The following is a 13,725-nucleotide window of genomic DNA, read 5'->3' on the forward strand; positions in this document are numbered from 1 at the left end:
AGTATTTTGCCTTAGACTTCCTTCAGATTCCGTCTCACGACGGACACCCTTGTCCTCAGCTCATGGTTCCGACTACTACGGCCCATAGCGGACTTTCACCGCCTAGCTAATACCCATGCCGGGCGCACAAACGCTGGAAAAAACACCGATAAAATCAGTATTTTTTCCAGCAACCTACCTTCGAACGTACCTTCTGATAAACAAAAGGCATATCTACAAAATGTAGTATAGCAAAGGATTATTTGAGTTTCAATTCTTCTTGAAAGATAGTATCTGTCAAATTTTCATAGATCGCCTAAAATATACATCTTTCTAGGATAAAGATGTCAATAAAAACTGAACTAACTGGTAATAATCGTCAAGAAATTGGGCATTAATCTCTTTTAGGCTCATAAATAGAGCAGGCAACTATTAGCTACACAAAGGTTTTTCCTAGTATAATGTGGATAATTAGATATATTATTCATAATAAAGGAATGATAATTAATGACAGTAGATGGAATTAACCTCGATAAAATTAAAGAACAAACAGCAACAGGTTTAACCGAATTATTGGATCAAGCTCAGTTAGAAAAAGATGACCTCGTCGTGTTGGGCCTTTCAACTAGTGAAGTCCATGGCGGAAGGATTGGAAAGGACTCCAATATTGAAATTGCCCGGGCGATTGTTTCGACAGTTGTTAACATCTTACGAAAACACCAACTCCATTTAGCAGTCCAAGGTTGCGAACACCTTAACCGGGCACTTGTTGTCGAACGAAGTGTAGCTAAGGAGCGCGGCTTTGAACAAGTTACAGTCTTCCCTTCGCTCCATGCAGGTGGTGCAGGACAGATTGCGGCCTTTGAAAACTTCAACGATCCGATTGAAGTTGAACACATTACTGCTGAAGCTGGTATGGACATTGGCGACACCTCAATTGGCATGCACGTTAAGTTTGTCCAAGTTCCAGTTCGCACGTCTATAAAACAAGTTGGTTTAGCCCATACGACCTATCTCCGTAATCGACCAAAATTGATTGGTGGTGCGCGTGCAAAATACGAGTGGGATCCGTTTGACAATAAATAATTTTAATTAGCCATTCTGCAATAAGGATGGCTTTTTATTTATACCAATTGCTCTAAAAAACTAGTTCCATACTCACCGTGAGCCAAATTAAAATTATCCAGCACAGTTGCGCCAAAATCAGCAAATGTTGGACGAGTACCCAATGGCCCGCTTTTTTGCATTGATGGTGAATAAAACGGTAATGGAACGTTTTCACGAGTATGGTCTGTACCACGAAAACCAGGATCATTTCCATGGTCAGCAGTAACAATTAATAAATCATTATTTTTAAGGTTGTGTAAGACTTTGCCCAGCCGCCGATCAAAATCCATTAACGCCTGTCCAAAACCTTGCGGATCACGACGATGGCCATACATCGTATCAAAGTCAACTAAATTGGTAAAACAAAAACCGGTGAAATTTTGTTTCATCATCTCATCAACGTGATCCATTCCATCCATATTGCTTTCATTATGATAAGTTTTGGTAAAACCATGTCCTGAAAAAATGTCATTAGTTTTACCAATCGCAATCGTCGTATAGCCGGCTTGATGAAGCTGGTCGATGACTGTTGGTAACGGTGGTTCTAAGGTGAAATCACGGCGGTTAGCAGTTCGAATAAAGTGATCTTTATCTGGGCCAATATATGGACGTGCAATCACCCGACCAACCTGATAATCTGGACCATTCAGCAGTGTTCGAGCAAAGCGACAAATTTTATAAAGTTCTTCGACAGAAATTACATCCTCATGAGCCGCAATTTGCATTACTGAATCGCCAGAAGTATAGGCAATCAGTTCACCGGTGTCCATTTGTTGTTCGCCATAGTCATGAATTACAGCGGTACCGGAATATGGTTGATTGACAATTACTTTACGTCCAGAAAATTCTGCAATCTGATCGATAATTGATTGGGGAAAGCCGTGAGGGAATGTCGACAACGGTTAAAAAACAGGCAATCCCATCATCTCCCAGTGACCATCCATACTATCTTTACCAGCCGAAACTTCGATCATCTTGCCATAATAAGCTAAAGGATGAAGGGCGTTAGGGATCCCTGAAATTTCTTCTTTACGTAAATTGCTAAGCCCGAGCCGTCCTAAATTAGGTAATGACAGGGTGCCATTATAAGCTGCGCCAACATGTCCTAATATATCTGCCCCCATGTCATTAAATTTATCCGCATCAATTGCTGCCCCAGTCCCAACTGAATCTAAAACAATCCCAAAGATACGTTGATATTTTTTGTAATTCCTCATTAATCTGTTGTACCTCCTTCATTATCAGCTTCACCACTAGCCCATACTTTGGTTGCATAAATGGAATTAAATAATAAGGCTGCTTGTAAGGCGATTTGCGATAGGTCGCCTCCGAAAGTCCCAATGTGAACAACCCATTTGGAAACGAATTGCCAAAATAATCCAGTAAATAATGTTTGCTGTATTAACCCAAATCCATAGTGACCAGTTTTCCTGGTATTTAAGGATATAAAGCAATTGAGCAATAAAGCTAACCACTAAATTAAACGAATCAAAATATGGAAGCTGTCCGTGGAAGAGGCCAATAACATACCAGCCGATGAAATAAGCAACTACCACCCCTGCAAAAACCCAACGTCGTACTTGCGGGCTAAAACGTTTAGTTGCATCATCATGCCCCCACATAAACCAGCCAATTGGTTGAGAAATCACGTAGAAAAGGTCTCCTTCGTATAGGACGACATTATTTAGGATCGACAAAGTTTCCATTCCACGTTGACGATCAATAGTTAACAAGGTACTTGATTCCATACCGGCGCCAACGATCCCCTTCTCAGACCAAAAAGCTTCTTGTTCTGCATTATCATCCATATAAAAGCCATCATGTGAACGGATGATCCCATAAACTGCTTTAGGAGCATATTTATGTGCCAAGACCATTAATTTAAATGAAGGAACAGCAGGATAAATTTCTGGGACATACTTTTTAGTTAATCCATCATCCTTTTTATTTTAGAACTTTTTACCAATACTAGCGTCCAAAATAAGGACATCCCTCAATTATTAATTTACTTCATTTTGAAAAAGGATAACGTTGATGTTAACGGTCAACCATTAAACACAAACAACCTAAGACTAGATTGTAGTAGTCCTAGGTTGTTTTTAGATTATTTAATTTTTCGATTACCCAGTTCCCAAAAAGCGAGGGCCGAGGCAGCAGCTACATTTAAAGAATCAACGCCCGCAGCCATCGGGATCTTAATTGTAAAATCACTCTGCGTAATTGTCTTTTCTCTTAATCCTGGCCCCTCTGAACCAAGAATAATTGCCAATCTATCTACCTCAGCTAACTGAGGAGCATCAATATCAACCGTGTTATGGCGGAGAGCCATCGCCGCCGTTTTATACCCAGACCGATGAAGAAGGTCAATTCCTTCTGACTGCCAAACCTTGGCATCAACATAGGCCCATGGTACTTGGAAAACCGTTCCCATGGCTACCCGTGATGCTCGTCGATAAAGAGGATCAGATGAGTCACTCGTTACAATTATTCCATCAATTCCGAGAGCTGCGGCTGAGCGAAAAATTGCCCCAATGTTGGTAGGATTAACAACACTTTCCAGAATTGCGATGCGCGGATGATCACTGGGCATAGTAGCCAAAAAGTTATCTAGACTTGGTCGTTCGACTCGGTGCATAGCTGCTAAAGCCCCTCGCAAAAGATTATAACCACCACCAGCCAACTGCCGAAGTAATTTACTATTGACTACGTAGATTGGCGTTTGTTCTAATCCCTTTGTTTGGTTAATTGCCATTTCATGATCCAAATCAGCCAGATCACGATCTAGCTCCTTTTCTTCTATTAAAAGAGAAGCTGGTCGATAGCCTGCTCGCAAAGCACGTTCAATTACTTTAGGACTTTCCGCAATAAATAAACCTGGATTAGGTTCGAGGGCATGAAAGAGTTGTGCTTCATTAAGCCGGACATAAGGATCAAAATCAGGGTCTGTTAGGTCTGTAGGAAAAATTAAATTATGCATGTTGAATTTACCTTTTCTATTTCATTGGATTCAAGTATTTTGGCGTTTGATACAATCAATCATACATGAATATATTTAATTTCGCCATGGTGCCTAGTGATTAATATTGTTATTAAAGACCTGAAATGTCAATTTAAATTAGAAAAAAGGTGAAAGTTGTTCTTCTGTGACATGACTCAAGAATACTTCTAATGGTGTACGATAATTAAGAGATTTTCGTGGGATATTGTTGCGACGATGCATTAGCTGAGTGACTAGTTCGTCTGGTAAATCGCGAAAATCTAGCTTTTTACTAAGGCCATCACGACGCAAGAGGCCGTTATTATTTTCGTTTAACCCTCGTTGATTGGGAGCACCGACAAAGTCGTCAATTGGAGCAGTACAAGGAATAATTCCGATTAACACGGCCACAAGTAGACCAATGGGACAACTTTTTAAGGCACTAACCCACTAAAACTGTATATTTAAAGGCTACCTATGAAAACTTGACAGATACGATACCAAAAATCAGCTATGAGAGTTAATTCACGTGTGGTAAGATGTTTATAGGTCATTTGTGATTGCCTTTCTTTTGATTAGGGATATTCAAAAGTCTATCACAAATGGCTTTTTATTTTTTCTAACTTAATTTTACAAACGACGAATATAAATATGGAAACCGACATTTTGGGGCCGAAGGCTACTATGTAAGTACAGTAGGGTTGAACGAATCCACAATAAAGAAGTATATCCGAGATCAAGAAAAGCATGATATTGGAATGGATAAGTTAACAAGTGTGGAATACTAAGACCCTTTTAAGGGTAAGTGAAGTAGTCAGAGCATTTTGGCTTGAGCAAAGCGAAAGCCAGCGCCTTGAGACGCCGGCTTTTATTATCGGCTTATAGCCGATGTGCAAACCACCCGTTTGACGGGTGGTTATGATTTATGAAATTAGTCTCCAATCGACTAATTGATTGGCCAAATTTCGTTAGATTTAATGCCATCAGGGCTAGCCCGATATCATTTTCCACAGCCCGTTGTCCACGTAGATGAGTTCGTCGTATGCCAAAATCCCTCTTCATGTGACCAAAGACTGGTTCAACGTCGAACTTCCGTCGACGATAAATTGCTTTGCCTTCGTCACTTGAGAGGGCATCTTTAACTTTAGCTTTATAATAATTTCAGGTTGGGTTAACCTTCATATAGCGTTGCCGACCACCTGGTGTCTTTGCTAGTTCATCTAATTTAACTGATAGTTGATGTTTATCAGCACGATAGATTTTAAAGTCACGCTTAAAGCCATACTTATCAGTGGATTTACTATAGCGATAAAAACTAAAACGAACTCCTTGATGATCAATGTAGTAGTCGTCATTAGCGTTATATTTCCAATTCTGTGACCTAGTTGGATCGTTTTTAAATTTACGTTTCTGTTCCATTTGATAAGTTGTGTATGGAATAACCGGCTGCTTTTTAAACCGATCAAGAATCGTTGTGTAATTGTACTCACTACCATAGCCTGCATCGGCGACGATATGTTCAAAGAAATCTAAAGCATGAAACTGGGTAAGGAATGGCACTAAGGTCCTGATGTCAGTTGGATTTGAAAACAGCTCGTAATCAAGGATAAATTGCTTATGGATAGCGATTTGCAGGTTATAGCCGGGCTTTAACTACCGATTCATCATCGGATCTTCCTTCATACACATAAAGGTCGCATCATGATCAGTCTTAGAATAGCTATTACGGCCTTGGAAGATATTTTCGGCGCGTTCATACTTTTGGGCACGCGGAATTAGGTTGTTGCTTAATTGGTGACGAAGCTTTTTTAGAAAACGACGGCGCCGTTTTCTAGCTGAACCACCTTTGATGATTTTTGGTTCTTGCTTAATCTCTTCATCTAATTTAGTAATTTTCTCCGCCAATTCTTGTTCCATTACTTCCATGCCTTCGGCGGAAGTAACCAGCTCCGGTGCTATTTCTTGCACCACTTGTTTTTCTACTAGTTCCTCATAAAGCTTACTTGTCTTTTCTCTTAACTTAGCGTGATACTTTTCAACTGCTCGCCGCCAAGTAAATGAATGTTTATTGGCATCGGCTTCTACCTTAGTCCCATCGATAAAAACCGCATCGTTTTGAATTAGTCCGTGATCTTTTAAAGCCATGGTACAGTATACAAAGGCATGTTTAATTAGCTTACTAGCGTGCTGACTGCGGCGAAAATTATTGAGGGTACGGTAGCTATAAGTATAATCATGAGCTAACCAACGCATTGGCAGGTTCTCATCCAACATCATTTCAATCTTTCTTCCAGAATAAGTTTGGCGTGAGTAGGCAAACAAGAGAATCTTAAGCATAATTGCTGGATGCGATGAAGGGCGGCCGGTAGCCGCTACTGAATCTTCTAATAGCACATCTTGTGGAATCGAGTCGACAAAATCACTAATTAGTCGCGCAACATGATTCTGTGATAAATCATAGTTATAGTTTAGTACGAATTCGGTTTGCCCTATGGTATAATTTTGATACATGGAAATCGCTCCCTTTAGTTGTTTTTAGGGGTAATTACATCATATCAGGAACGATTTCCTGTGTACATAAAAACCGGATGATGAATTGTTCAAAAAATTCATCATCCGGTTTTTATTTTGGAGTAGGAGTTTTTTTCCAGCCTCTTTCCTACGATTAGTCAAGAAAAATATTTAGAAAAGAAGAGTATACTAAACCAACCCGGTTCTTCTTCAAAAATCGAGAATTAGTGGTATATTAAATTTGTGAGACGATTATGCCCTCACAGGGACCATAGAGTCCGTATACCGATAGTGGTATTTTTCATGGTGCTTAATCATGGATAAGAGACATTTCAGAGTTTTATTCATACAAGCTACCATGGCGACCTTATTCAGTTTTGGATAAGGTCGTTTTTCTTTTAAACGATAATAATATTCAACAATGTGATTAGGATTGACGTGTTGTTGGCGAATCATATTACCAATGGTAAAATACAACAGTTTACGGGCAATTGGGTTTCCACGCTTATTAATGTGGTCTTGACCGGCATAAGTTCCAGAGTGGTGACGGCGAATATCAATCCCAACATAGGCATTGAGTTGGTTAGAGTTATCAAAACGACTAATGTCACCTAATTCTCCCACTAGTTGGGCGGCAGTCTGCTTGCCAATTCCCGGAAAAGAATAGTACAGGCCATACTTTGGCAAGAGCTGGGCAATAGATTCTATCCGCTTGATCACCTCTTCTTTTTTACGTGCTAAGGCAATTAATTGGCGAGTATAGTAGCGAACTTCATCAACCTGAATAGCGTCACTAGAAACAGCCGGATATGATTGTTGGGCAAGATCGATTAATCGATCGGCATACTTATAAGCTTTCATCTTAGATATTCGTTTATCTGTAGATGCCATTAGAATATTCTTTAATTTAACTCTCGAATAAGGCCTAACTAGTGCTGGGTGAGGGAAAAGCTCCACGATATTCAACGCTAATTTAGATGTTTTATTTACAAATAATTGCTTAAGTTCTGGAAAAACCTGTTCAAGTGCAGTATGAAGATGGTTTAGACGATAGTTCCAATCAGCGTTGAGCTGATTATAGAACCGACTAAGCTCATGTAGCTGAAGATAGTCTTTTTTCCAAGGAACTGTTAATCGAAAAGTATTTTCCTGGACAGTGAGAGTAATCCGGTGAGCGTCTTTCTGATCGGTCTTAACTCGTCGTAGACTCTCGGACTTCAAATGAAGTTCTAGTGGATTAAGACGGCAAAAGCGGAGACCATTGGTCTCAAAGAAATGTTCAATTACTCGCGAATAAATTCCAGTCGCTTCAAAGTAGATAATTGGCTTCTGAGCTTTATTAATCATATCTCGTAGAGCATTAAACTCCGCTTTCGTGTGTACTAAAGAAAACTCTTTTAAGCAGTGTTTCCCTCGATACCAGACACAGTAACTTTTCCCCATTGAAACATCCAAGGCAAATATATCAGCCATAAAAAGACTTCCTTTCTAGAAATAGAGCTAGTCATTACCACCATCCTAGATTTGTACTTCATTTCCTAAACACCCGAACTCACAGTTCCACAACCTAAAAGCAAAATATCAAATCAAAGATAGCGGAAATCATTTTTTAATACGGACTCGAAGTCCCTGAGGCTATGTACGACCTTAGCTCTATCTTTAGAGTAACAAAAAAGTTCAGAACAAAATTATTTTTGTCCTGAACTAATCTTAGGTTGTTTTACCAACTCCGGCAGTCAGACTCGAACTGACGACAACCTGATTAACAGTCAGGTGCTCTACCAACTGAGCTATGCCGGAATAACTTTAACACAATAATTATACCGAACGAGAGCCAGCGCCATCAAGGGGCTTTTCAACCGTTATTACCTCTAGGCGCCGCTGAGATCCGCCCGCCACACCGTCATTGATTGGCACCACTATAACTTCAATAACGACTAAGCTACGGAAACTTCCGCGGCCTAGCCGTTATCTTTATGCTTAATAATATTTAAGATGAACCGGCGGCATTAGCCTACACGGAAAGCGGCTCGTTCCCGTCGCCATTCGGCCAGCTCAACCGTCTGACGCATCAGCATGGCGACCGTCAACGGGCCCACGCCCCCGAGAACTGGGGTAATCAGCCGTGCTTGGGAGACAACACTGGCGAAATCAACGTCGCCGACCAGCTTGCCAGACGGCAGGCGGTTGATTCCCACATCTATTACCACCGCCCCTGCCTTGACGTCCCCCGCTTTAACCAGGCTAGGAACCCCGGCAGCAACAATTAGGATGTCCGCCTGCCTGGTCAGTGTAGCCCGCTTCTTGGTATGCCGGCCAACAAAGGTCACCGTCGCGTTCAGATTATTCAGCAGCGCCAGGAGCGGTTTGCCAACCAGGAGGCTCCACCCAACAATGACCACGTTGGCCCCTGGTACTGCTTTAATAGTGCCATGACCCCCCGGGGCGTACAGGCGACCGGATAGTGGCCGCCCTGGTTGAGCGGGTGAAGGCCATCGGCGTCCTTTGTCAGGTCGATTGCGTTAACAATTTTCTCACCATTGAGCTGAGCCGGGAGGGGCGCCTGTACCAGGATGACGTCTACACTGTCATCCCAATTTAATTTCCGAACCTGCTGTAAGACGGTCGCCTGGTCGACATCAGCCGGGAAATGGTACCGGGTCGAAGCAATCCCCAGCTTTTGAGCAAGGCGGTGCTTTGTGCGGGTGTAGACCTGACTAGCCGGATCATCGCCGACCAAGATCACCGCAATTCCTGGCGTATGCTGGTGCGCTTTTAATTCTGCAACCTGTTGGCGGGTTTGTGCATTTATTTCCCGGGCAATTTTTTACCATCAATAATCATCGCATCGCCCCCTAACAGCTGACCTGGAGGAGAGCGCCGATGTTTTGCTCAACCTGACGGGCAGTGTCCGCCTGATTCATTGTGTACAGGTGGATCCCGGCAACGTCATTGGTCACCAGATCGACAATTTGATCAATCGCGTAGCTAATTCCCGCCTGCTTCAGGGCCTCGGGATGGTCATGATACTTGGCCAGGATGTCCTTAAACTTCTCCGGGACCGTCACCGCGCTGGTCCGCAAAATCCGGTTTGCCTGCCGTTCGTTGATAATTGGCATAATGCCAGCAATAATCGGCACGTCAATTTCGGCAATGGCACACAGCTCACGAAAGCGGTAGTAACTCTGGTTATCCAAGAAAAGCTGGGTAATAATCTGGTCACACCCCGCGTTTACCTTCAGCTTTAAATGCTGCAGCTCGGCTACCATATCCAGCGACTCCGGGTGTTTTTCCGGGTAACAGGCACCCGTGATTTGAAAATCGGGGTAATTCTGCCGGATGTAGGCAACTAGGTCACTGGCGTGGGGGAAGTCGTCCTTTTTGGCTAGCCCAGGGCGTTCGTCCCCGCGCAGCACCAGCACCCGGCCAACGTGGCGTTCCCGTAGCTGCGCCATGATCCGGTCAACATCAGTGCGGCTAAGGTACCAAGCCGGGAGGTGGGCCATCGCCGGCACATGACAGCAATTTTCAACATAATCGGCAACCCTGACCGTCTCTTGGGCCAAGCGGGCCGTTTTGCTGCTGCAAGTGACACTGATGAACGACGGTTCAAGATCTTGCAGGGCGGCGAGTACCTGGTTCAGATGGTTAATGCCGACCGCGGAGTTGGGTGGGAAGACTTCGTACGATAAACTGGTCATCTAATCACCCTCTCCTAACTGCCTGCGAACTGCCCGCGTCGCCGCAAGCACGTTGGTTAAACTAGCCTTGGTTTCTTCCACGCCCCGGGTCTTGAGCCCACAGTCAGGATTGATCCAGACCTTCGGCGCGGCAATCTTCGTCAGGATCCGCTTAATCGTCGTCTGCACCTCGTCAACTGACGGAATCCGCGGTGAGTGGATATCGTAAACGCCAGGGCCGACTTCGGTTTCAAAGTGCTGCTTCTTCAGCGCATCGAGGATTTCCAGGTTGGAGCGTGACGCTTCAAAGGAGATCACGTCGGCGTCCATGGCGTCGATTGCCGGGATAATGTCGGTAAATTCGCTGTAACACATATGGGTGTGAATCTGAGTTTCCGGCTGGACCTTACTATGGACCAAGCGGAAGGCTGGGATGGCCCAGTCGAGATATTCGGAGTACCAGTCGGACTTTCGCAGGGGCAGCTTCTCACGCAGAGCCGCTTCATCGATCTGGATGATCTTAATTCCGTTGGCTTCCAGGTCGAGGACCTCTTCCTGAATTGCCAGGGCTAGCTGGAGGGTCGCTTCTTTCAGGCTGATATCTTCCCGGGGGAAGGACCAGTTCAGAATCGTCACCGGTCCCGTCAGCATCCCCTTGACCAGCTGCTTGGTTTGGCTCTGGGCGTACTTAGACCACTTGATGGTAATCGGCTGCTGGCGCTTAACGTCACCCCAGATGATTGGCGGCTTTACGCAGCGGGTCCCGTATGATTGGACCCAGGCGTTCTTGGAAAAGAGGTAGCCGGAGAGGTGCTGTCCGAAGTATTCGACCATGTCGTTGCGTTCAAACTCCCCGTGCACCAGGACGTCTAGCCCGACCTGCTCTTGCCACTTTAGCCACTCGTCAATCTTGCCCTTAATAAAGGCATCATACTGTTCCTGGCTAATTTCGTGCCGGCGGAACTGGCGCCGAACCTGGCGGACTTCCTTAGTCTGCGGAAAGGAGCCGATCGTAGTGGTTGGCAAAAGCGGCAGGTGGAACGCTGCCTTTTGGAGCCGTTCACGGACCGGACGGACGGGCTGGCGGGTAAAGTCCTCATCCTTCAGGCTAGCAATTTTGGCGTGGAGTGCGGCGTCTTCCTGCACCCGTGGGTGGGCAAATAACGCTTGGTTGGCGTGCAGTTTCTCGGCACCGTGGCCATCGTAAATCGACGCAAGGTCTTGGAGCTCTGCCAGTTTTTCCTTGGCAAAGGCGAAGTGCTCCTTGACCGCTGGTGCAAATTCTTCGTTTTCAACGGTCAGCGGGACGTGGAGCAGGGAACAAGAAGTGCTGACCACGATTTGTCGGGCCCCGGCTGCTTTGAGCTGGGCCAGGCTTTGGTCATAGTGGTTGCACCAAATGTTTTTCCCGTTAACCACCCCGGCAAAGAGGACCTTGTCGGCGGGAAAACCGCGGCTGACCAGCTGCTGGGTTTGCTTCCCCTCCACAAAGTCTAGTCCGAGCCCATCGAACGGCAGCTTGACCAAGTCGTCATACACATCCCGAACGTCACCAAAATAGGTCTGTAAGAGGACCCTTAATTTTCCCTTGGCGGCCAGCAGCGGCCGGTAGAGATCGTTAAATAGCTGACGGTCCTCTGCGGTCAGGTCCTTAACCAGCGCTGGTTCATCAAGCTGAATCCAGCGGGCGTCCTGCGTGCTGAGCTTGGCGAAAACCGCCTGGTAGGCCGTCACGGCGTCCTTTACAAAGTCGCCGGCGGCCGCATTTTGGTACTCACTCAGCTTTAACAGGGTGAAGGGACCAAGCAGGACCGGCCGGGTAATAATTCCTAATTCTTTGGCCTCCGCAAACTCGGCAAAAATCTTGTTCCCGGTCAGCTTAAAGCGAGTGTCCTGGTTAAGCTGGGGAACCAGGTAGTGGTAGTTGGTGTTAAACCACTTCTTCATTGGCCAGGCTAAGACATTGCCCTCCCGGCCCTGGTAGCCCCGTGCCAGGGCAAAATACTTATCTAATTCAGAAAATGGCAGGTCCTGGACCGGTTGGGGAACCAGGTTAAATAAAAAGGCGGCGTCTAAGGTCTGATCATAGTAGGAAAAGTCATTGCTAGTGATTTCGCTGATGCCCGCCTGGCGGAGCAGCTCCCAGTTGTGGCGCCGCAGCTGCTTTGCCGTCGCCCGTAACTCTTCCTGGTCGATTGCGTTTCTAAAGTACTTCTCGGTAGCAAATTTCAGTTCACGCTTCTCGCCAATCCGGGGGAAGCCGATAATTGTGGTGGTTGTCATCATTCAGTCATCTCTTTCGTTTTTTATTTGTCTAATAATCTACCATGAATATTCGCTATTGAATAACTGTTAAAGATTTGAACCCGATATAAGGAAAGACTATAATGCTAATAAAAAAAGGGGATGGTCCTGATGCGGATTAAACAACTGGAATACTTAGAGGCGGTGATTGAAACCGGATCAATCAACGAGGCGGCGAAACGGCTCTACCTCACCCAGCCCAGCCTCTCGAGCGCGATTAAGGATCTGGAGAAGGAGATGAGCATCACCATTTTGCAACGAAGCAATTCCGGCGTCCGGCTGACTGCTGACGGCCGCGAATTCATGAACTACGCCAAGCAGATCTTAGACCAGGTCCGCCTGCTCGATGACCGCTTCAAACAGCAGCAGCCTCTCCACCAGTCCTTTGCCGTTTCGGCCCAGCACTACGCCTTTGTGGTCAACGCCTTCGTGGAACTCATCAAGGAGATCAACTCGCCAAGCTATAAGTTCACCCTGCGAGAAACCGAAACGGAAAATATCTTCAACGACCTGCGCACGTTTAAAAGCGAACTGGGCGTGCTCTACATCAACAACTTTAACCGCCGGATCATCAGTAAACTGCTAACGGAAAGCGGCTTGGAGTTCACACCGCTTTTTACAGCCCGACCGCACGTGTTTTTGAGCCGCTATAATCCCCTTGCCGAGCGTCACTCGATTAGTCTTACCGACCTGACTGAGCTACCCTACCTGTCCTTTGAGCAGGGGGAGAATAACTCCTTTTACCTTTCCGAAGAAATCCAGTCGACCCTCAGCCATAAGAAGGAAATTAAGGTTAGCGACCGGGCAACCATCTTTAACCTGATGGTCGGCTTGAACGGCTACACCATTAGTTCGGGGATCATCAGCAGCAAGCTCAACGACGACAAGATTGTCGCGATTCCCTTGGAGCTGGATGACCCGATCACACTGGGAATTGTCCAGCACCAGCACACAATCACCAGCCAGCTGGGTCAGGAATACATCCAATTGCTAAAGAACCACATTCGCGATTACGGCTTCCCAATTATTGGCGAAGATGAAATCGAGTAGGAGATAATTGATTAGTTCAATTATCGACCTCTCACACCACCGTACGTACGGTTCCGTATACGGCGGTTCGACAACTTAATCACATTGAATTGACTGGAGCGTCTTGGACATATTCAT

General features: G+C 45.3%; 6 protein-coding genes, 1 tRNA gene and 7 pseudogenes. 3 read left to right on the forward strand and 11 right to left on the reverse strand.

Annotated features, from left to right (window positions below):
* Window positions 1-486: 486 nt before the first annotated feature.
* Window positions 487-1,065: a TIGR01440 family protein gene (locus CBG10_RS05055; RefSeq protein WP_094501818.1), complete on the forward strand. Its 579-nt coding sequence runs from the start codon at window positions 487-489 to the stop codon at window positions 1,063-1,065.
* Window positions 1,066-1,103: 38 nt separating this feature from the next.
* Here CBG10_RS05055 and CBG10_RS05060 read toward each other — a convergent pair.
* From CBG10_RS05060 to CBG10_RS05075, 5 genes and pseudogenes are all read right to left on the reverse strand, one after another.
* Window positions 1,104-2,303, reverse strand: a pseudogene (locus tag CBG10_RS05060) (phosphopentomutase).
* Window positions 2,303-2,747, reverse strand: a pseudogene (gene pnuC, locus CBG10_RS05065) (nicotinamide riboside transporter PnuC); the annotation flags it as partial. The pseudogenes CBG10_RS05060 and pnuC, both read right to left, overlap by 1 nt.
* A pseudogene (locus tag CBG10_RS11180) lies at window positions 2,742-3,029 on the reverse strand (phosphorylase family protein); the annotation flags it as partial. The pseudogenes CBG10_RS11180 and pnuC, both read right to left, overlap by 6 nt.
* A gap of 161 nt (window positions 3,030-3,190) precedes the next feature.
* Window positions 3,191-4,063 (reverse strand): TrmH family RNA methyltransferase, encoded by an 873-nt coding sequence (locus CBG10_RS05070; RefSeq protein ID WP_094511874.1) that lies wholly within the window; start codon window positions 4,061-4,063, stop codon window positions 3,191-3,193.
* Between the two features lie 138 nt (window positions 4,064-4,201).
* Window positions 4,202-4,423: pseudogene (locus tag CBG10_RS05075) on the reverse strand (IS30 family transposase); the annotation flags it as partial.
* 275 nt (window positions 4,424-4,698) lie between these two features.
* Here CBG10_RS05075 and CBG10_RS05080 point away from each other — a divergent pair.
* Window positions 4,699-4,851: pseudogene (locus CBG10_RS05080) on the forward strand (IS200/IS605 family transposase); the annotation flags it as partial.
* Window positions 4,852-4,942: 91 nt separating this feature from the next.
* Here the strand turns inward: CBG10_RS05080 and CBG10_RS11815 are convergent.
* From CBG10_RS11815 to metE, 6 genes and pseudogenes are all read right to left on the reverse strand, one after another.
* Window positions 4,943-6,574 (reverse strand): annotated as a pseudogene (locus tag CBG10_RS11815) (IS1182 family transposase).
* A gap of 252 nt (window positions 6,575-6,826) precedes the next feature.
* Window positions 6,827-8,047 (reverse strand): IS110 family RNA-guided transposase, encoded by a 1,221-nt coding sequence (locus tag CBG10_RS05090; protein WP_094501814.1) that lies wholly within the window; start codon window positions 8,045-8,047, stop codon window positions 6,827-6,829.
* A 254-nt stretch (window positions 8,048-8,301) separates the two neighbouring features.
* A tRNA-Asn gene (locus CBG10_RS05095) sits at window positions 8,302-8,374 on the reverse strand.
* A 209-nt stretch (window positions 8,375-8,583) separates the two neighbouring features.
* Window positions 8,584-9,418, reverse strand: a pseudogene (locus CBG10_RS05100) (bifunctional 5,10-methylenetetrahydrofolate dehydrogenase/5,10-methenyltetrahydrofolate cyclohydrolase).
* Between the two features lie 11 nt (window positions 9,419-9,429).
* On the reverse strand, window positions 9,430-10,275 hold the full coding sequence (metF, locus tag CBG10_RS05105) for a methylenetetrahydrofolate reductase [NAD(P)H] (protein ID WP_094501812.1): 846 nt from the start codon (window positions 10,273-10,275) through the stop codon (window positions 9,430-9,432).
* Window positions 10,276-12,540: a 5-methyltetrahydropteroyltriglutamate--homocysteine S-methyltransferase gene (gene metE / locus CBG10_RS05110; RefSeq protein WP_094501810.1), complete on the reverse strand. Its 2,265-nt coding sequence runs from the start codon at window positions 12,538-12,540 to the stop codon at window positions 10,276-10,278.
* Between the two features lie 129 nt (window positions 12,541-12,669).
* Here metE and CBG10_RS05115 point away from each other — a divergent pair, with 129 nt between their 5' ends.
* Window positions 12,670-13,608 carry a LysR family transcriptional regulator gene (locus CBG10_RS05115; protein WP_094511876.1) on the forward strand — a complete coding sequence of 313 codons (939 nt, stop codon included), beginning with the start codon at window positions 12,670-12,672 and terminating at the stop codon, window positions 13,606-13,608.
* Window positions 13,609-13,725: the final 117 nt, after the last annotated feature.

It is taken from the genome of Limosilactobacillus reuteri, assembly GCF_002254085.1.
GTDB classification, from domain to species: Bacteria; Bacillota; Bacilli; order Lactobacillales; family Lactobacillaceae; genus Limosilactobacillus; species Limosilactobacillus reuteri_K.